The organism is Lentzea guizhouensis (genome assembly GCF_001701025.1).
Taxonomy (GTDB): Bacteria; Actinomycetota; Actinomycetes; order Mycobacteriales; family Pseudonocardiaceae; genus Lentzea; species Lentzea guizhouensis.
Map to the genome: position 1 here is coordinate 4,124,868 of NZ_CP016793.1, position 17,575 is coordinate 4,142,442.

The following is a 17,575-nucleotide window of genomic DNA, read 5'->3' on the forward strand; positions in this document are numbered from 1 at the left end:
GACCCACGCTACTCACGGGGTCTGACAGTTTCGGACGTTGCTCTGGAGGCCAGGCAGGCAGAGGCAGGCCGCGACTGGGCCGTACCGGACCCGGCAAAGTGATCGAGCGAAGCGAGACGAAAAGCCCACGCACGCCCAGGCGAAGTTTCAGCCAGTGCCCTGCTCAACCACGCACTTAAGGTGATTGACCTGGTACGGACCCAAGCCGCCACAACCACGGTCCCGCAAGCCAGGCGCCGGATCAGCGGCAGTCCGACGCCGCCGCCCCTTCATCCCCTCGCACCAAACACTGGAACACCAGCCCCAGCAGCACCGGCACCCCCACCACCGCCGCCACCAACGCCGGAACCTCAACAGCCCCGACCAGCACCCCACCCGCCAGCACGCCCCCGAGGTACGGCCACCTCACCCAGACCCGCTGCCACCGCCGCCCCCACCGCACGCCACCCGACACCGCCGCGGCCACCGCCACCCCGGCCCCGGACACGACCGGCGACAGCGGCACGGACGCGAAGGACGCGCTGACCAGCCCTGCCGACCCCATGAGGCCGAACACGGCTGCGGAGAACAGGAACGGCACGGCGAGCCACACTCTCCAGCTCAGCGGCCGATCGGCGGTGCAGAACACGGCATACAGTCTGATGGAACACGTCCAACAACATGGAGCCGTATCCCGCCGAACGGCCACACCTTGCGCCGAACGGCGTACCAGCAAGGTTAAGCGGTTGTGACTTCAGCCACCCGCCACCCGTCGGCCAGCCGTCGGGAACAACCGCGTTTTTGCACGTGTTGAACGGTCTGGCAAACTAAATGGTCGAGTCCGGCTCCGGTTCACCCGTCCGCAAACAGGGACCCGGCGGCCATCCTTGAAAGGGACAAGATCTTGAAGACTGGCATCCACCCCGAGTACACGGTCACCGAAGTGACCTGCAGCTGCGGTAACAGCTTCACCACGCGCAGCACCACCGCTGCGTCCGAGGTCCGCGTCGAGATGTGCTCGAACTGCCACCCGTTCTACACGGGCAAGCAGCGCATCCTGGACACCGGCGGTCGCGTCGCGCGCTTCGAGGCGCGTTACGGCAAGCGCAACAAGTAGCTGCTTTCACGGCGCCTGACCTCGGCCACCACGGCCGGGGCGGGCGCCGTCGCCGTTTCCAGGCCAATTCTGACCGAAAGCAGGAGAAGTGTCGCAGTCGCTGGACAGCTTGCTCGCCGAGTACGACGAGCTGGAGAAGAAGCTCGCCGACCCCTCCGTGCACGCTGACCAGGCGGGGGCGCGCAAGCTCGGCAAGCGCTACGCCGCGCTCGGCCCGATCGTGAAGGCGGCCCGGGAGATCGAGCAGGCGCGCAGCGACCTGGGAGCGGCCAAGGAGCTCGCGAGCGAGGACCAGGCGTTCGCCGACGAGGCCAAGCAGATCGAGGAGCAGCTTCCCAAGATGGAGGAGAAGCTCACCGAACTGCTGCTGCCGCGCGACCCGCACGACGGCGACGACGTGCTGCTGGAGATCAAGTCCGGTGAGGGCGGCGAGGAGAGCGCGCTGTTCGCCGGCGACCTCCTGCGCATGTACACGCGGTACGCCGAGCGCCAGGGCTGGAAGGTCGAGATGCTCGACGGCACCGACTCCGACCTGGGCGGGTTCAAGGACGTCACGGTGGCCATCAAGGCCAAGACCACGACCCCGGACGGCGTCTGGAGCCGGCTCAAGTGGGAGGGCGGCGTGCACCGGGTGCAGCGCGTGCCCGTCACCGAGTCGCAGGGGCGCATCCACACGTCCGCGGCCGGCGTCCTGGTCTTCCCGGAGACCGAGGAGACCGCCGAGGTCGAGATCGACGAGAAGGACCTGCGCATCGACGTCTACCGGTCGAGCGGCAAGGGCGGTCAGTCGGTCAACACCACCGACTCCGCGGTCCGCATCACGCACCTGCCGACCGGCATCGTCACGTCCTGCCAGAACGAGCGCAGCCAGCTGCAGAACAAGGCCCGCGCCATGCAGGTCCTCCAGAGCCGCCTGGTCGCGCTCGCCGAGGAGCAGAAGGCGCAGGAGCAGAGTGACGCACGTCGCACCCAGATCCGGACGGTCGACCGGAGTGAACGGGTGAGGACCTACAACTTCCCCGAATCGCGCATCTCCGATCACCGGGTTGGGTACAAAGCGCATAACCTGGACCAGGTGCTCGACGGGGACCTGGACGCGGTGGTGGACGCTCTCGCCGCCGCTGACCGGGCAGAACGGCTCGCAGGCGGGTGATCCGACGTGAGAGGGGCGCGTTGTGGCCGAGATCCTGGTGAACCCGAAGACAACGCCCCTCGACCAACCGGTCGACATCGTCGTCGTCGGCCTCCCACCCGGTGACGAGGTCACCGTCCAGCTCTCCACCGGCGACCGCGCGTCCCACGGCGTCTTCAAGGCAGACGACCGCGGTGTCGTGGACCTCACCCGGCACGCCCCGGTCGAGGGCACCTACCAGGGCGTCGACCCGATGGGCCTGTTCTGGTCCCTCGAACGCACCGGCGGCAAGCCGGGCCCGATGTGCCTGTCGGTGCCGGGCGCCGGCGAGGTCGAGCTGGAGCGCCTGAGCGTGCCCAGGAGCGTCGAACGCGTCGAGGTCCGCGAGAACGGTCTCGTGGGCACGCTGTTCGCCCCTGAGGACGACGGTGGCGAGCTCCCCGGCGTGATCGTGCTGAGCGGTTCGGAAGGCGGCCTGCACGAGTCGGACGCGGCTCTGCTGGCCGCGCACGGGTTCGTCACGTTCGCGCTCGGCTACTTCGGGTTGAAGGGCCTGCCGGAGCACCTCGTGGACATCCCGCTCGAGTACTTCGGCGAGGCGATCGAGCACCTGTCCGAACGAGCCGGCCCGATCGGTGTCGTCGGCGGCTCGCGCGGCGGTGAGCTGGCGTTGCTCATCGGTGCGACGTTCCCGCAGGTCAAGGCGGTCGTCAGCGTGGTGGGCAGCGGCGTGGTCACCCAGGGCATCGGACCGGGCGCGAACCTGCTGCAGAAGCTCTCGTACGAAGCGGCCTCGTGGACCTGCAAGGGCGAGCCGCTGCCGTACCTGCCCTACGACATCGGCGACGAGCTGCGCGCCAAGATCGTCAACGACGAACCGGTGCCGTTGCGGCTCGCCTTCACCACCGAGGACGGCGTCCCGGAAGACGTCGAGATCCCGGTGGAACGCATCCAGGGCGGTGTGTTGCTCATCTCGTCCGGCCACGACGACGGGTGGCCGTCGGCCGAGCTGAGCGAGGTCGCGCTGCGCCGGCTGAAGGACCACGACCACCCGTTCCCGTACGAGCACGTCGTGTATCCCGAGGCAGGACACCTGATCGCGGGCCCGCCGCACCGGCCGGCCACCGACGTGACCTATCCGGGGCCCGGTGTCACCTTCTCGGGTGGTGGTGTTCCGCAGGCCACCGCACACGCTCAAGCGAACGCTTGGAAAAGGACCGTCGAGTTCTTGCAGGAGCAGCTGGGCACCTAGGGTGTGCTTATGAGCGCACACTTTGATGTCGTGGTCGTGGGTGCGGGTCCCGGCGGGTACGTCGCCGCGATCCGTGCGGCTCAGCTCGGGCTGAAGACCGCCGTTGTCGAGGAGAAGTACTGGGGCGGCGTCTGCCTGAACGTGGGCTGCATCCCCTCGAAGGCCCTCCTGCGCAACGCCGAGCTCGCGCACCTCTTCATGCACGAGCAGAAGACGTTCGGCATCAAGGTCGACGGCACCGTCAGCTTCGACTACAGCGCGGCGTGGCAGCGCAGCCGCAAGGTCGCCGACGGGCGCGTCAAGGGCGTGCACTTCCTCATGAAGAAGAACGGCATCACCGAGTACAACGGGTGGGCCAACTTCACCGACGACCACACGCTGACCGTCGGGGACGAGACGATCACCTTCGGCCACGCGATCATCGCCGTGGGCGCCACGACCAGGATGCTGCCGAACACGCAGAAGTCCGACCGCGTCGTGACCTACGAAGAGCAGATCATGACCGAGGACCTGCCCGAGTCGATCATCATCGCCGGCGCGGGCGCCATCGGCGTCGAGTTCGCGTACGTCATGCACAACTACGGCGTGAAGGTCACCATCGTCGAGTTCCTCGACCGGATGGTGCCGCTCGAGGACGAAGAGGTGTCCGCCGAGCTGCTCAAGCGCTACAAGAAGCTGGGCGTCGACGTGCGCGTCGGCACCCGCGTCGAGTCGATCGACGAGTCGGGCGAGAAGGTCCGCGTCACGGTGTCGAAGAACGGCACTGAAGAGGTCCTGGAAGCCGACAAGGTCATGCAGGCCATCGGTTTCGTGCCGCGCGTCGAGGGCTACGGCCTGGAGAACACCGGCGTGAAGCTCACCGAGCGCGGTGCCATCGACATCGACGGCCGCGGCCGCACCAACGTGCCGCACATCTTCGCGATCGGCGACGTGACCGCGAAGCTCATGCTCGCGCACACCGCCGAGTCGATGGGCATCATCGCCGCCGAGACCATCGCGGGTGCCGAGACGATGGAGCTCGACTACGTGATGATCCCGCGGGCGACGTTCTGCCAGCCGCAGATCGCCTCCTTCGGCTACACCGAGAAGCAGGCCCGCGAGAAGGGCTTCGACGTCCAGGTCGCGAAGTTCCCGTTCACCGCGAACGGCAAGGCGCACGGCCTGGCCGAGCCCGGCGGCTTCGTGAAGCTGATCAGCGACGGCAAGCACGGCGAGCTGCTCGGCGGCCACATCATCGGCCCCGAGGCGACCGAGCTGCTGCCCGAGCTCACCCTGGCCCAGCAGTGGGACCTCACCGTCCACGAGGTCGCGCGCAACGTCCACGCGCACCCGACGCTGTCCGAAGCCGTCAAGGAAGCGGTGCACGGCCTCGCCGGGCACATGATCAACTTCTGAGGTCCCCCTTTCCCATGATGGACCGGCAGCCGCTCCGCCTCGCGATCTCCGAGGCGGCCACCATCCTCGCCGACGCCGGCGTGGACAGCCCGCGCGTGGACGCGGAGCTCCTGGCCGCGCACGTGCTCGGGGTCGAGCGCGGGCGGCTGCCGCTCATCCCGCTGGTCGACCCACCGGTGGTCGACCGGCTGCACGAGCTCGTCCGGGTGCGCGCCTCGCGCATCCCGTTGCAGCACATCGTCGGCTGGGCGCCGATGGGGTTGATCACGGTCGAGGTCGGGCCCGGTGTGTTCGTGCCGCGGCCGGAGACCGAGCTGTTGATGGAGTGGGCGCTGAAGGCCGTGGCCGCGGTGCCCGCACCGGTCGTCGTGGACCTCTGCACGGGCACGGGCGCGCTGGCGTTGTCGATCGCCGCCGCCCGTCCCGACGCGGTGGTGCACGCGGTGGAACTGGACCCGCAAGCGCTTGCGTGGACGCGTCGCAACGCCGATGCGCGGGCGGCCGCGGGGGACACGCCGATCCGGCTGCACCACGGTGACGCGACCGACCCGGCGCTGCTGTCCGATCTGGACGGTGCGGTCGACCTGGTGGTGTGCAACCCGCCCTACGTGCCGGAGGGGACGCCGGTGCAGCCCGAGGTCGGCGTGCACGACCCGCACCACGCGGTGTTCTCCGGTGCCGACGGGCTGGACGTGATCCGGCACGTCGTGTCGGCCTCCGCGCGGTGGCTGCGGCCAGGCGGGTCCGTCGGGATCGAACACGACGACACGCAGGGCGAGTCGGTGCCGGCGCTGCTGTCGGCGCGGCGGGTGCTGACCGACGTCGCCGACCACGCGGACCTGGCCGGGCGGCCGCGGTTCGCGACCGCCCGCAGGGTGTCCGGCTAGAACGGCTGGAACGGGCTAGTACAGGGCGTCGAAGGCCTTCGCCAGCTCCTTCATCTGCTCACCCAGGCCTCGGTCGGCCAGCTTGTCCATCAGGTGCGCGGTGACGTCCTTGCTGGGCTTGGGTTTGCGCGCCTCGGCCCGCAGGTCGTCGACGGCCTCGACGGTCGACGTGGCCGCCTGGGCGTCGTGGAGGGCCTCCCGCAGCTCGTCGAGCAGCCGCAGCGCCGCGGACACGTCCCTGATGTGTCCGATGTGGACGTCCCCGGCCTTGGCGCGCCCGCTGGTGCCGATGTTGCTGCCCAGCACCGGCCCGCTGATCTCGAAGTTGTGGTCCCTCATCCCTTTTCCCTGCCCGTCTTGACGTTGCCCGCACGTGCCCGTCCGGTCGAGGCGACGTTGCTGGAGATGACCGGACCGGTGATGTGCACGTTGTTGTTCGTCACCTGCATGGCCTGTTCCATGAACTCGGTGACCGAGATGCCCTTGCTCTCCAGGAACTCGCCGAGCGTGCGCAGCAGCCGCGACTCCAGGACCTTGACGTAGCGCTCGATGTCGGTGAGCTGGAAGTAGTTGTCCACCTGGCGTTCGCTGGCGAGCTCGCGCAGGCTGGTGGTGGCGCCGTAGCGTTCCGCGATGTAGGTGCCTTCGGCCTGGTGGACCGGGACCAGCCAGTTGACCGCCGTGGCGAACCGCCTGGGCAGCGACGCGGGGAACGTGAGCAGGTCGAGCAGCGCCTCCAGCAGCGGCCGGACCGACTGCTCCGGCAGGACGTCGATCTGCCGGTGCCGCGCCTCGATCGGGTGCAGGATGCAGGGCGTCCACTCGACGTACAGCATCTCCTCGTCGAGCCCGAACGTGAGGTAGGCCGACACCACGACGTCGCGGTCCCACGTCTCGACCTGGAACGACCGGAAGTACCGCATCCACTCCATCGGCCGGGTGATCAGACCGTCCACAACGGACCTGTCGACGGTCGGTCGCGGTGCGTCGTCCTTGTTGGGCAACACGATCCGCGCCTCGACGTCGTCGATGTGGTCGACCAGCTCGACGGCGGAGATCACCACGCGGTCACCGGTGGTGAGGTCCTTGAGGCGGTGTCCGGGGGACAGCGACGGCGAGCGGCCGGTCTTGAGCAGCTCGGCGGTGAGGCGGTCGTAGAGCTCCGGCAGCTCGAACCCCGGCCGCGGCATGTCCTCGTGCTCCTCGGTCGGCTTGAGCGGCAAGGCCATGGACCACGGCTCGAACATCGTCCCGGAGCCGACGAACGGCCGGTAGCCGTGGTAGACGGTCACCTGGGCCTGGTCGGCGGGCGCCGGCTCGTCGTCCTCGGCGGGGAAGAGCCGCAACGCGCTGTCGTAGCCGGAGTTCCCGAGCCTGCGCAGCGTCCACTCGTTGCGCCACAGCTCCTCCGGCCCGCGGCTGGCGCGAAAACCCCTGCGCCGGAAGCTCTTCGTGACCAGCAACCACACCAGCACCCGGTCGGTCAGCAGCACCGCGAAGATCAGCGCGATGACGACGACCATGACCGCGAGCTCTCCGTCGCTCTGCACCTCGCACGCCGTCGGGTACCGCCGGCAGTAGGAGGCGCTGGGCCGGTCGAGTTCCTCGATCACCTTGTACATCACGAAGAACAACGCGATCGCACCGGCCACGCCACCCAACGCGAGCGGCACGCGCCGGTACGGGGCAACGGCCTTCGGTTGCTTGCCCGGCCGGATGCGCTGCCCGGAGATCACCGCCACGACCGCCGCCGCAACCGCAGCGCCGAGGAACCAAAGCCCGAGCTGGAAACCGGTCCCCGTGGCCAGCAGCACGACCGCCAGCACGAGCAACACCGCATCGCGCACCTTGCGCCGCGTGCGCGCCGCCACCGCCTCCCGCAACACCGCACCCGCGTTGACACCGGGCGACCGCGGAATGGACCGGGTGCTCTCCACGAGGTACTCGCGAATGGCCGAGTCCGCGAACTCCTCATCGCGGTGCGCGGCCCCGCAGAGGAAACGAGTCGTGTCGTCGCGTAACCGCGGAGAAACCTCCACCGGATCCGCCGCCGGAGCTGACATTGTCCTGTCCACTTTCTGTCATTGAATCGAGCACGGGACGTCTGTGCTGGTCAAGGGCTTGGTGAACACATATTTCTCGATGTGCTGGCACAATAGCCCCGCCGAGTCGTCATCGGGCCGAGGTGACGAAAATGCCCATTGTCAATGCGCCGAACGAGGGTAGATGACAGCGTCTTTCGACTCTCCGCCGATCCGCTGTTTCCTGAGCTACGCCCGCCAGGACGACGTGGTCATGGACTTCGTCGCCCCGTTCGCGGCCTCGTTGCGCCAATACGCCTACTCCGACCGCGGCCGTTCCCTCGACGTCTTCCTGGACCGCGAGGCCATCGGCTGGGGCGACCTGGTCCAACCGGTCCTGCGCTCCGCCGTGCGAGGCGCCACCGTCTTCCTCCCGGTGGTCACCCGCCGCTACTTCGACCGCCCCTACTGCCGCGAAGAGCTGTTCCTGTTCTACAACCAGGCTTCCGTGGCCGGCGTCCGCACCCTGCTCCTGCCCGTCGTCCTGCTCGGCGACTCGTTCCTGACCGAGGACAACCCCGACCTGGCCGTGCGCCTCATCGTGGAACGCCAGTTCCGCTCAGTCCGCGAAGCCTGGCTGGAAGGCCCGTCCTCCCCGACCTGGCGCCGCACGATGCTCTCGCTGGCCGGCGCCCTCGTCGACGCCGTGGAAGAAGCCGAACTGGCCCTGGCCGCACCTCCGCCTGTTCTCGACGCGGACATCTCCGCCGAGCTCGACCGCTTCTCCCTCGACGTGCGAACGGTGATCGCCGAAACCCGTTCCGTCATCACGGAGTTCCAATCCCTGGTCGGCGGCGACCCCTCACTGCTGCTTCCCGGCGCCCACCGCCTCCGCGAAGCCGGCTGGACCTTCGAACGCCGCGCCTTCGAGCTCGACCGCCTGCTCCGCGCCACCGGCCGCTCCTTCCCGGCAGCCCCCACCGCCGAACTCCTCGCCCTCCTCCCCGGCATCGAAGCCCTCCTCACCAGCACCCGCCGAGCCGAAGCCACGAACGCCCCGGTCCGCCGCACGATGACGGTGTTCCGCGAGGGCCTCACCGCGCTGCGCAGCGGCCTGTGCATGGTGAAGTCTTGGTCAGAGTTGCCAAATCCTGGCCAATAAGCCGCCGTTAGCTCCCCTTGGGGCCAAACGGCCGTATGTTTCCTCGTGGGGAGGGCACACGGTCACGCGCTGATGGATCCGCCGCCTCGCGCGTGACCGTGTGGCTGGCCTACAGGATTACGCTTCGCTCGAACCACGCCTGGATCTGAGCCTTCTGCACCGTCTGCATGACGAGCTGGCCCAGTTGCACGTGGGTGAGGCGGGTGGCGGTCGGCGATCAGCTGCTCGAGTTCATCGGTCGCTCGTCATCGCCAGGATCTGGCCGAGGTGGCGGGCGAGACCCATGTTGTCGGCGGGCGCGATGGTGAACCAGCCGGTGCGCAACTGGACGTTGGCGTAGCGGCCGGTTTGCGTGTCGATCCAGGTGACCGGCGGGTAGTCGCGCTTGGTGCGGCCCTGTTCCATCTGGACGAGGAAGTGGCCGTTGCCGAGTGCGGGGCCGGTCAGCATCTGCTTGGCGAGGCGGACGTCGTCGTTCTCGGTGGTGCGGACGGCTTGGCGGAAGCCCTCCTGTTGCTGTGGCTGCTGGGCCTCGAAGGCCTGCGTGGGCACCGTCACCAGCTTGCCCTGGCCCGGCCGGCTCTGGGGCATGGCGCCGGCGAGGCTGGTGGCGATCTCGTTGGGCTGCACCTGGGTCAGCGTCATCGTGGTGTCCTCTTGGGACACCAGCACGGCGTAGCCGCCGCGTGCGACCACGCAGGCGCGAACGAGCTTCTCCTGGCTCATGTCCGGCATGCACAGTGCGATGACGCGCAACTCGGGACGCGCCAACAGGTTCAGCGCGTCCTCGAGGTCCGGCTCAGGGCGGCCGCGGCGGGCGAGGCCGCGGCGTTCGAGGTCCTGGTGCACGGCGGCCTTGATGCGGTCGCGTTCGTCGAGCGTGTCGCCATGCGAGGTGATGTCGAACGGGTAGGGCACGCTCCCCGCCCGCAGGCCCTCCCAGAGGACCTCGAACGCGGGCAGGGAGAGCTGCGCGATCTGCCTCATCCGCCGATCACCGGCGGCGCGACCATGCGATCGTCGTCGAAGAACTCGTCGGTGGGCACCAAGTAGTTCGACTTGTGTTCCTTGTCCTCCGCGCCCTGGCCAGCACCAGCACCAGCACCACCGCCGGCACCCATGCCAGCCGCACCGGCTGCGCCACCACGTCCGGCGCCACCCGCGCCCGCGCCCACCGGTGCCGGCACCTGCGCCGCCCATGACGCCGGCGCCACCGGGGTTGGCCGGGCCGAAGCTGCCCATGCCGCGCCGGCACCTGCGCCGGCACCTGCACCTGCACCGCCGGGTCCGCCGCCCATGCCGCCGGGCCGCCCATGCCGCGGCCACCACCGGACCACCAGGGCCGCCGCCGGGACCGCCTGGGCGCATGCCGCCGGGGCCGCCCATCGGCGGTCGGCCGGTCTGGTTGCCACCGGGAGGCCGCATGCCGGGCGGGAAGATGCCGGGTGGGGTGCCGATCGGCGGGCGGTTCTGGTTGTTGCCGCCGTTCTGGTTCTGGTTGTTGTTCGGCAGGTTGTTGGAGTCGTTGACCTGCGGTGCCACCCAGGAGGCGTTGGTCGTGCCGTTGCCGGTGCTGCCGGGGGGCGGCATGCCGGGCATGCCCGTGGTGCCGGGCGGGCGGTAGCCGGGGGTGTTGCCCAGGGTGTTCTGGTTGTTGTTGTTATTGGGCGGTTGCGTGATGCCCTGGTCGTTGGTGACCTTGGGCGGCGCTTCCATGGTGGGCATGGACATGGCAGCCGACATCATCGTGTTGTCGCGCGTTTGCATGACTTGCACGGCTTCAGCCTTGGCGTCCTGCTGTTTGTTGTAGGTGGAGATCATCTCGATGGGCGCGCCCACCATCATGATCGGGCTGATCATGCCGCCCTTGTTCGTGAACCAGTCACCTGCGATCTTCAACGGGTTGAAGCTCACCGGCTCCGGCATGCGGTTGTTCGCGTTGACTGCCGCGTCCCGCTGCTGCTCGATAGCACCCGACGTCTTGTAAAACGTCTCGCCCGTGTGTTCCACGAACGTGCCTACCTTGTTCAACGCGTTACGTACGCCGTCGGCGGCCTGCCCCGTCCACGCGCTCTGGGACCCGTTGACGAGGATCTTGAAGTCGGTCGCCAACTCCCGGAACGTGTCACCGAAAGACTTCCAGATGTCCGCGGTGTCAGTGGCCGTGTCCGGGGCGTAGTTATCGGTCACGAGCGACTTCATGTGCTCGTGTTTCTGGCCCGGATAGTTGTCGTTCGGTGTCGGAACAGCGGCCTGGGTGGGCGCCATGAGAATTTCCCCCTCGGGCGTCGTTACGGCAGCTTCGGTGCGATGAGCTCAGCGGCTTTGGTCGCGCGTTCACACGCGGCCGCAGTGTCGGTCGACGACGCCAGCATGTTCGCCAGCACGGCCACAGACGATGTATCGCTTGCCGAGATCAGGACGGCGCAACTGGACTTCGATCCGTCCTGAGCCTCGACCTTGGTGGCGGAGAACTTGCCGACCTTGACCTCGGAGACCTTGTCACCCTGAGCGTTCAGGTCCTTGACGCCCTGGCTGGCGCGGATGCCGACTTGCAGGCCTCCGTTGCCAGGGATCGTCCAGTCGCAGATGGCAGCGGGGCCGATTTTGTCCTCTTCGCCCGGCAACTTGGCGTCGAATGTCGTCGCCTCAGCATCGGTGAGGAGATCGCAGGGCTTGAGAGCGTTCAGGCCCTGCGACGAGTTGTTGTCGGACGTCGGCGTGCTGCTGCCGCCTGTCGTCGGAGTCGGAGTCGGGTCTCCCGCAACGCCGGAGCAGCCGGCGGTGAGCGCAGAAAGACCGACCAGGGTGGCGATCAGGATGCGATTCATGACTTCCCGTTGATCTTCTTGAACGAGTCGGAGCCTGCCTCGTCGACATTCTTGTACGATGCGCGGCTCTTCTCGATCTGCGTCTTCAGCGACTCGATGGCGCGGTCGATGTCGTCGATCTGTTTGATCGCGGCTTGGCCGAACGTCGTGTTGGCCTTGGCGATCTCCATCGCGTATCCGCCGCCGATCTTCATGTTCAAGCTCAGCTGGTCCCGCTTGCGCCGGATCTTGGCGAGCTCGTCCCGCATCTCGTTGAGCTTTTTGATCATGGCGTCGACCAGGTTGGGGTCGACGGACAGCTGCTGGGTCTCGACGGCTACCTCGACTGCCTTGCTGGCAGCGAGCACCGCGGCGAGACCTCCCCCTAGAACAGCGCCCCACGAGGCGTTGGCCACGGCTTGCTGAGCAATGCTCGTGCCGACTACGCCGCTGGTGCTGATTGGTTCTGACACAGGAGCTCGACCCTCCCCGATTGCGCTCTGTGGTCGGTCAATGACGATACAACGGTGCGCCCATTCGGAGGATGAGTTGAACTACTTACACCCGTTTGGGGCAAAACCGTGCCTGGTCAGCAAGGGTTTGGTCGCCTCAAGTGAGAACCGGCGCGCAGGTTGAGGCCGGGTGGTGCGGGGCGGGGTTGGGGATACGCAGGGCGAGCGTCGGGCGGTGGAGGTGGGGATGCGGCGGGGTAGCGGTCACCTGGTCGGGAACGCTGGCTAGGCTCAGCGAGGTGAGCACGGTCTACGACTGCAGCGAGCCCAGCAACCGCGCGGCGGGACTTGCCGCTGCTGCCGGTGCGGTGCGGAGCGGGCGCCTCGTCGTCCTGCCCACCGACACCGTTTACGGGATCGGGTGTGACGCGTTCGACGCGGAAGCGGTTCGGAGTTTGCTCCGGGCCAAGGGGCGCGGGCCGGACATGCCGGTGCCGGTGTTGGTCGGGTCCTGGACCACGATCGACGGGCTGGTGCTGAGCGTGCCTCGGCAGGCGCGGGCGCTCATCGAGGCGTTTTGGCCCGGTGGGTTGAGCATTGTGTTGCCGCACGCGCCGAGTTTGGCGTGGGATCTGGGGCAGACGCGCGGGACGGTGATGTTGCGGATGCCGTTGCACCCCGTGGCCTTGGAGCTGTTGAGGGACGTCGGGCCGATGGCCGTGTCCAGTGCCAACAAGACGGGGCACGCGCCGGCTGCCAGTGCGCAGGAGGCGTTGGAGCAGCTCGGGGACGAGGTGCCGGTGTACCTGGACGGCGGGTTGAGCGGAGAGAACATCGCCTCCACGATCGTCGACCTGACCGGGGCGGACGCGCTCATCCTGCGGGAAGGGGCGGTCAGCAGGGCGGACGTCAACGAGGTGCTCGGCATCGAGGTCGAAGTCGCCGGGTAGCGGGCTGCTGCCAGAATTGATCATGGCGCCGCGGGTACCGTGGCGGCCACCTCGAGACAAACCCCGACCTGATTGGTAGGCCCGTGGGGCCCGCATCCTCGTTCGTTCTGCCGGTGCGCGAGTACCTGCTCGTCGCGTTGACGGCTGCCGTCGTGACGTTCTTGCTCGTCGGCCTGGTGCGCGCGCTTGCGTTCCGGGTCGGTGCGGTGGCTTATCCGCGCAAGCGCGACGTGCACGTGCAGCCGATGCCGCGCATGGGTGGCGTTGCCATATATGGCGGCGTGCTCGGTGGCATGTTCCTGGCGCACCAGCTGCCGGTGCTGCGGGCGGCGTTCGACTTCTCCAACGACCCGTGGGGTGTCATCGTCGCGGGCGGCGTCATCGTGCTCGTGGGTGCGATCGACGACCGGTTCGAGCTCGACTCGCTGACGAAGCTCGCCGGTCAGGTCACGGCGGCGGGGATCCTCGTGCTGTTCGGCCTGCAGTGGATGCTCGCGTGGGTGCCGGGGCTGGGTGCCACGGTGTCGCTGGACCAGAACCAGGGCGCGCTGCTCACGGTGCTGCTCGCGGTCACGATGATCAACGCGATGAACTTCGTCGACGGCCTCGACGGGCTCGCCGCGGGCATCGGACTCATCGCAGCCGCCGCCACGTGCGCGTTCTCGATCGGCATCCTCGTCGAACGCGAAGGTGCGGTGGAGGCCTACCCGCCGGCGCTGATCGCGGCCGTGCTGGCCGGTGCGTGCCTCGGGTTCCTGCCGCACAACTTCAACCCCGCGCGCATCTTCATGGGCGACTCGGGGTCCATGCTCATCGGTCTCATGCTCGCCGCCGCCACGACCAGCGCGTCGGGCAAGATCAACCCGTCCACGCGCAGCGCCGCCGACCTGCTCGGTCTGCTCTCGCCGCTGATCGTCGTGGCGGCCGTGCTGTTCGTGCCGGTGCTCGACCTGCTGATGGCCATCATCCGGCGCACACGACGCGGCGAAAGCCCGTTCTCGCCCGACAAGATGCACCTGCACCACCGGTTGCTGGAGATCGGGCACTCACAACGGCGCGCGGTGCTGCTCATCTATTTGTGGGCGGGCGTGCTTGCGTTTGGGGCCGTAGCGTTGACGCTGTTCGATCCCGTCATCGTGGCGACCTGCTTCGTCATCGGCTTGGTCGTGACCGCCGTCGTCTCCGTCATTCCGCGTTTGCGCGAGACCCGCAAGTCCTGACGGATTCGCCAGGGGGCTGCCTGCAGGGCGGGAAAAGCGGGTTCCTACACTTCGGGACATGAGCGACGCGGACAAGGCCGTCACGCACGAGCTGGTGATCCAGCGGCTCGCCGGTGAAATGTTCCGCGCGGCCGTGTGGGCCGCGCTCGGCACGTTCGCAGCCGGCGTGGTCGTGTCAACTGTGATCTGGGGGACGCAAGGTCTCTACGGATCACTCATCGGCGGTGTCATCGCCATTGCGTCGAGCCTTGCGACGCTGTTGTTGATGCGCAAGACCGCGGCTCTCGACCCGATGTTCGTGATGGTCGCCGCACTCGGCGGATTCATGGGCAAGCTGCTCGTCCTGCTGGCCGCGGTGATCCTGCTGCGCGGGCAGGACTGGCTCGAACCCAAGGCACTGGGAATCACCCTGGTGGCGACCGTCCTCGTGACGTCGTGGCTGGAGGCCAGAGCGTCGAAGCGCAGCCGCAGCCAGATGGTGGTCCCCGCCTCCGAAGGCACCTGAGACCTGCTGATATGGTCCGCGCTGACCAGGGACATCCGATCGCAGGGGTGCCTCTCGTAGTCGCTTGCGAACCGTAAGGTACGTTAAGTCCAGATCGTGACGATTCCCCCGGCGGAGTGAACGCCGGCCGGGAGAACCGGAAGGAACACAGTGACCAAGTTGCTGGCTTCGGGGGGCGAGTTCGTCGCTCCCGGCGTGAAGGACTTCTTCCTCCCGCCGATCTTCGGCTCGGTCACGAAGCCGATGGTCCTGCTGGTGCTGTCGATCGTGATCATCGCGGCGTTCTTCCTCGCCGCGAGTCGCAACCTGAAGCTCATCCCGGGCAAGTTCCAGTTCGCCGCCGAGTCGGTTTACGACTTCGGGCGCAACAACATCGCCAGGGAGCAGATCGGCGCGAAGGACTTCAAGCCCTTCATCCCGCTGATCCTCACGATCTTCACCTTCATCCTGGTGAACAACCTGTTCGGGCTCGTCCCGATCATCCAGTTCCCGACGATGTCGCACATCGGCTTCCCGCTCGCCGTTTCGTTGCTCGTTGTTTACCCGGTGTACCACTTCGTCGGGTTCAAGCGGCACGGTTTTGTGGGCTACTTGAAGCATCAGACGATTCCGCCGGGCGCACCGTGGTTCGTGCTCCCGCTGCTGATTCCGATCGAGTTCTTCCAGAAGTTCATCCTGAACCCGCTCACGCTGGCGATCCGAGTTTTCGCGGCCATGTTCGCGGGTCACCTCCTGCTGCTGGTGTTCACCCTGGCCGGTGAGTTCCTGCTGCTCAATGGCGGTATCACCGTCATCGTGGCGCCGGTGTCCTTCGCCTTCGCCATCGCGCTGACCTTCCTGGAGGCACTGATCATGTGCCTGCAGGCCTACATCTTCGCGCTGCTGTCTGCCAGCTACATCGGCATGGCGCTGGCAGAAGAGCACTGAGAAACAGCACAAAGCCTCCGATCCGCGAACTCTCGCGGACCGAGTTGGAAAGGGAACAGCAACAGTGAGCGCTCTCCAGATCGCCCAGGACGCCGCCGCCAACATCAACCCGGGTCTTGCGGCCATCGGTTACGGCCTCGCCGCGATCGGCCCCGGCATCGGTGTGGGTCTGATCTTCTCCTCGGTCATCAGCGGCACCGCCCGCCAGCCCGAGGCCCGCGGCGTGCTGCTCAGCCTCGCGTGGACCACCTTCGCCATCGTCGAGGTCCTCGCGCTGATCGGCTTCGTCGTGTACTTCATCGCGACCGCCGGCGCCTGACCTAACCCTTCAACGCGTTAGGAGACGTCGTGTTCGACACCCTGATCCTGGCTGCGGAGGATCCGAACAAGGTCAACCCTGTCCTCCCGCACACCTCGGAGATCATCCTCGGTCTCGTCGCGTTCCTGCTCCTCTTCTTCGTCATCAAGAAGTTCGTGTCGCCGCGCTTCGAAGCGCTGTACGCGGAGCGGACGGCCAAGATCGAGGGTGGCATCGAGAAGGCCGAGCAGGCACAGGCCGAGGCTCAGAAGACTCTCGAGCAGTACAAGGAGCAGCTGGCCGAGGCTCGTGCCGAGGCCGCGCGCATCCGCGACGACGCGCGGGCCGAGGGCCTGCAGATCATCGAGGAGCTGCGGGAGCAGGCTCAGACCGAGTCCGCTCGCATCGTGGCGCAGGGCCAGCACCAGCTGGACGCGCAGCGCGCCCAGATCGTCGCCGAGCTGCGTGCCGACCTCGGCCGCACCGCCGTCGAGCTGGCGAGCAAGGTCGTGGGTGAGTCCCTCGAGGACGACGCCCGCCGCCGCGGCACCGTCGACCGCTTCCTCAACGAGCTGGACGCCGTCGCGGCGCCGGCGAGCAAGTAGAGGCAGCCGATGACGTTGCATGCCGCAAGTCGTGAAGCTCTGGCAGCCGCGGAACTGCGGCTGCTGGAGCTCGCCGACGCGACCACGACGACGGACGAGCTCGCCAAGCTGGGCGAGGAGCTGTTCGCCGTGCTCGGCCTGCTGATCGAGCAGCGGACGCTGCGCGGCGCGCTCGCCGACGCCTCGTCCGAGGCCGCCGGTCGTGAGCAGCTGCTCCGCGGCCTGTTCGCGGGCAAGGTGAGCGACGCGACCCTGCAGGTCCTGGTCGCCGTCGTGACCGCGCGCTGGTCCAGCCCGCGCGAGCTCGTGGACGGTGTCGAGTCGCTCGCCCGCACCACGCTGCTGGTGCGCGCCGAGCGCGACGGTGAGCTGGACTCGACCGAGGACGAGCTGTTCCGGCTCGGCCGGATCGTGGCGAACTCCAACGAGCTCGAGCTGCTGCTGGCGGACCCGGCCGGGTCGGTCGACGGCAAGGTCGCGCTGGTCGGCTCGCTGATCGAGGGCAAGGTCAGCTCGGTCACCGCGACGCTGGTGAGCCAGCTGGTCCGCAACCCGCGCGGTCTGCGCGTGGCGGACGGCCTGGCGGAGCTCGCCGACCTGGCGGCCAAGCGCCGGCAGCGTTCCGTCGCGCACGTCCGGTCCGCGGTGGAGCTGACCGCGGAGCAGGTCGACCGCTTGACCGCGACGCTGACCACGATCTACTCGCGCCCGATCGCGCTGCACGTCGAGGTCGACCCGGCACTGGCCGGCGGACTGTCGATCAAGATCGGCGACGAGATCATCGACGGAAGCATCGCCGGCCGGTTGGCGGCACTGCGCCGCAATCTCGCCGGCTAGCCCCCGAGCCCTTTCCCAGAACGAAG

Annotated in this window: 20 protein-coding genes; 13 read left to right on the top strand and 7 right to left on the bottom strand. The window is 68.0% G+C overall.

The genetic code is table 11. The annotated features are described in order from the left end of the window. Positions 1 to 241: 241 nt before the first annotated feature. Positions 242 to 628 carry a hypothetical protein gene (locus BBK82_RS20570; protein ID WP_154697403.1) on the bottom strand — a complete coding sequence of 129 codons (387 nt, stop codon included), beginning with the start codon at positions 626 to 628 and terminating at the stop codon, positions 242 to 244. A gap of 255 nt (positions 629 to 883) precedes the next feature. On the opposite strand from BBK82_RS20570, the gene rpmE reads away from it, so the two are divergent. From rpmE to prmC, 5 genes are all read left to right on the top strand, one after another. After that, complete coding sequence (gene rpmE / locus BBK82_RS20575) at positions 884 to 1,096, top strand: 50S ribosomal protein L31 (protein WP_065916458.1); 213 nt, start codon at positions 884 to 886, stop codon at positions 1,094 to 1,096. Positions 1,097 to 1,184: 88 nt separating this feature from the next. Further along, on the top strand, positions 1,185 to 2,249 hold the full coding sequence (prfA, locus tag BBK82_RS20580) for a peptide chain release factor 1 (RefSeq protein ID WP_065916459.1): 1,065 nt from the start codon (positions 1,185 to 1,187) through the stop codon (positions 2,247 to 2,249). Between the two features lie 22 nt (positions 2,250 to 2,271). Next, a complete protein-coding gene (locus tag BBK82_RS20585) occupies positions 2,272 to 3,480 on the top strand; it encodes an acyl-CoA thioesterase/bile acid-CoA:amino acid N-acyltransferase family protein (protein WP_065916460.1) in 1,209 nt (402 codons plus the stop codon). 9 nt (positions 3,481 to 3,489) lie between these two features. Further along, positions 3,490 to 4,875 carry a dihydrolipoyl dehydrogenase gene (lpdA, locus tag BBK82_RS20590; protein WP_065916461.1) on the top strand — a complete coding sequence of 462 codons (1,386 nt, stop codon included), beginning with the start codon at positions 3,490 to 3,492 and terminating at the stop codon, positions 4,873 to 4,875. A 17-nt stretch (positions 4,876 to 4,892) separates the two neighbouring features. Continuing rightward, positions 4,893 to 5,762 (top strand): peptide chain release factor N(5)-glutamine methyltransferase, encoded by an 870-nt coding sequence (gene prmC, locus BBK82_RS20595; protein ID WP_065921219.1) that lies wholly within the window; start codon positions 4,893 to 4,895, stop codon positions 5,760 to 5,762. 15 nt (positions 5,763 to 5,777) lie between these two features. Here the strand turns inward: prmC and BBK82_RS20600 are convergent, their stop codons facing one another. Together BBK82_RS20600 and BBK82_RS20605 are read right to left on the bottom strand one after the other, a co-directional pair. Further along, positions 5,778 to 6,101, bottom strand: coding sequence for a hypothetical protein (locus tag BBK82_RS20600; RefSeq protein WP_065916462.1), 324 nt, complete (start codon positions 6,099 to 6,101; stop codon positions 5,778 to 5,780). Beyond that, positions 6,098 to 7,825: a hypothetical protein gene (locus BBK82_RS20605; protein WP_154697404.1), complete on the bottom strand. Its 1,728-nt coding sequence runs from the start codon at positions 7,823 to 7,825 to the stop codon at positions 6,098 to 6,100. The genes BBK82_RS20600 and BBK82_RS20605 overlap by 4 nt, the downstream gene beginning before the upstream one ends. 163 nt (positions 7,826 to 7,988) lie before the next feature. On the opposite strand from BBK82_RS20605, the gene BBK82_RS20610 reads away from it, so the two are divergent. Next, on the top strand, positions 7,989 to 8,945 hold the full coding sequence (locus BBK82_RS20610) for a TIR domain-containing protein (protein WP_065916464.1): 957 nt from the start codon (positions 7,989 to 7,991) through the stop codon (positions 8,943 to 8,945). 231 nt (positions 8,946 to 9,176) lie between these two features. On the opposite strand, the gene BBK82_RS56015 is transcribed toward BBK82_RS20610, so the two are convergent. From BBK82_RS56015 to BBK82_RS20635, 3 genes are read right to left on the bottom strand one after another with little or no spacing between them, the layout of a single operon-like run. Further along, a complete protein-coding gene (locus tag BBK82_RS56015; RefSeq protein WP_154697405.1) occupies positions 9,177 to 11,213 on the bottom strand; it encodes an ESX secretion-associated protein EspG in 2,037 nt (678 codons plus the stop codon). A gap of 23 nt (positions 11,214 to 11,236) precedes the next feature. Then, entirely contained in the window at positions 11,237 to 11,776 is a 540-nt protein-coding gene (locus BBK82_RS20630) for a DUF3558 domain-containing protein (RefSeq protein ID WP_065916468.1), read from the bottom strand. Next, positions 11,773 to 12,228 (bottom strand): type VII secretion target, encoded by a 456-nt coding sequence (locus BBK82_RS20635; protein WP_154697406.1) that lies wholly within the window; start codon positions 12,226 to 12,228, stop codon positions 11,773 to 11,775. Before BBK82_RS20635 ends, BBK82_RS20630 begins: the two co-directional genes overlap by 4 nt. 278 nt (positions 12,229 to 12,506) lie before the next feature. On the opposite strand from BBK82_RS20635, the gene BBK82_RS20640 reads away from it, so the two are divergent. The 3 genes from BBK82_RS20640 to BBK82_RS20650 all read left to right on the top strand — a co-directional run bounded on the left by BBK82_RS20640 (position 12,507) and on the right by BBK82_RS20650 (position 14,882). Continuing rightward, a complete protein-coding gene (locus BBK82_RS20640) occupies positions 12,507 to 13,157 on the top strand; it encodes an L-threonylcarbamoyladenylate synthase (protein ID WP_065921220.1) in 651 nt (216 codons plus the stop codon). An 83-nt stretch (positions 13,158 to 13,240) separates the two neighbouring features. Continuing rightward, positions 13,241 to 14,377, top strand: coding sequence for a glycosyltransferase family 4 protein (locus BBK82_RS20645; protein ID WP_065916470.1), 1,137 nt, complete (start codon positions 13,241 to 13,243; stop codon positions 14,375 to 14,377). A 58-nt stretch (positions 14,378 to 14,435) separates the two neighbouring features. Next, a complete protein-coding gene (locus BBK82_RS20650) occupies positions 14,436 to 14,882 on the top strand; it encodes a hypothetical protein (RefSeq protein WP_065916471.1) in 447 nt (148 codons plus the stop codon). An 83-nt stretch (positions 14,883 to 14,965) separates the two neighbouring features. Here BBK82_RS20650 and BBK82_RS54215 read toward each other — a convergent pair whose 3' ends face one another. Continuing rightward, complete coding sequence (locus tag BBK82_RS54215) at positions 14,966 to 15,157, bottom strand: hypothetical protein (protein WP_237048290.1); 192 nt, start codon at positions 15,155 to 15,157, stop codon at positions 14,966 to 14,968. Here BBK82_RS54215 and atpB point away from each other — a divergent pair. The 4 genes from atpB (at position 15,150) to BBK82_RS20670 (ending at position 17,549) form a co-directional block, all read left to right on the top strand. After that, positions 15,150 to 15,809 (top strand): F0F1 ATP synthase subunit A, encoded by a 660-nt coding sequence (atpB, locus tag BBK82_RS20655; RefSeq protein WP_237048292.1) that lies wholly within the window; start codon positions 15,150 to 15,152, stop codon positions 15,807 to 15,809. The genes BBK82_RS54215 and atpB overlap by 8 nt on opposite strands. Before the next feature lie 64 nt (positions 15,810 to 15,873). Then, entirely contained in the window at positions 15,874 to 16,128 is a 255-nt protein-coding gene (locus tag BBK82_RS20660) for an ATP synthase subunit c family protein (RefSeq protein WP_030472448.1), read from the top strand. A 41-nt stretch (positions 16,129 to 16,169) separates the two neighbouring features. After that, entirely contained in the window at positions 16,170 to 16,712 is a 543-nt protein-coding gene (locus BBK82_RS20665; RefSeq protein ID WP_065921222.1) for a F0F1 ATP synthase subunit B, read from the top strand. A gap of 9 nt (positions 16,713 to 16,721) precedes the next feature. Beyond that, positions 16,722 to 17,549 carry a F0F1 ATP synthase subunit delta gene (locus BBK82_RS20670; protein ID WP_065916472.1) on the top strand — a complete coding sequence of 276 codons (828 nt, stop codon included), beginning with the start codon at positions 16,722 to 16,724 and terminating at the stop codon, positions 17,547 to 17,549. Positions 17,550 to 17,575: the final 26 nt, after the last annotated feature.

What these genes read in the sequence shown, in the direction of transcription:
- lpdA (WP_065916461.1), top strand. Translation starts at nt 3,490, where the DNA reads ATGAGCGCACACTTTGATGTCGTGGTCGTGGGTGCGGGTCCCGGCGGG.
- prmC (WP_065921219.1), top strand. Translation starts at nt 4,893, where the DNA reads ATGGACCGGCAGCCGCTCCGCCTCGCGATCTCCGAGGCGGCCACCATC.
- BBK82_RS20650 (WP_065916471.1), top strand. Translation starts at nt 14,436, where the DNA reads ATGAGCGACGCGGACAAGGCCGTCACGCACGAGCTGGTGATCCAGCGG.
- BBK82_RS56015 (WP_154697405.1), bottom strand. Translation starts at nt 11,213, where the DNA reads ATGGCGCCCACCCAGGCCGCTGTTCCGACACCGAACGACAACTATCCG.
- BBK82_RS54215 (WP_237048290.1), bottom strand. Translation starts at nt 15,157, where the DNA reads ATGATCACGATCGACAGCACCAGCAGGACCATCGGCTTCGTGACCGAG.
- BBK82_RS20600 (WP_065916462.1), bottom strand. Translation starts at nt 6,101, where the DNA reads ATGAGGGACCACAACTTCGAGATCAGCGGGCCGGTGCTGGGCAGCAAC.
- BBK82_RS20610 (WP_065916464.1), top strand. Translation starts at nt 7,989, where the DNA reads ATGACAGCGTCTTTCGACTCTCCGCCGATCCGCTGTTTCCTGAGCTAC.
- BBK82_RS20630 (WP_065916468.1), bottom strand. Translation starts at nt 11,776, where the DNA reads ATGAATCGCATCCTGATCGCCACCCTGGTCGGTCTTTCTGCGCTCACC.
- BBK82_RS20605 (WP_154697404.1), bottom strand. Translation starts at nt 7,825, where the DNA reads ATGTCAGCTCCGGCGGCGGATCCGGTGGAGGTTTCTCCGCGGTTACGC.
- BBK82_RS20670 (WP_065916472.1), top strand. Translation starts at nt 16,722, where the DNA reads ATGACGTTGCATGCCGCAAGTCGTGAAGCTCTGGCAGCCGCGGAACTG.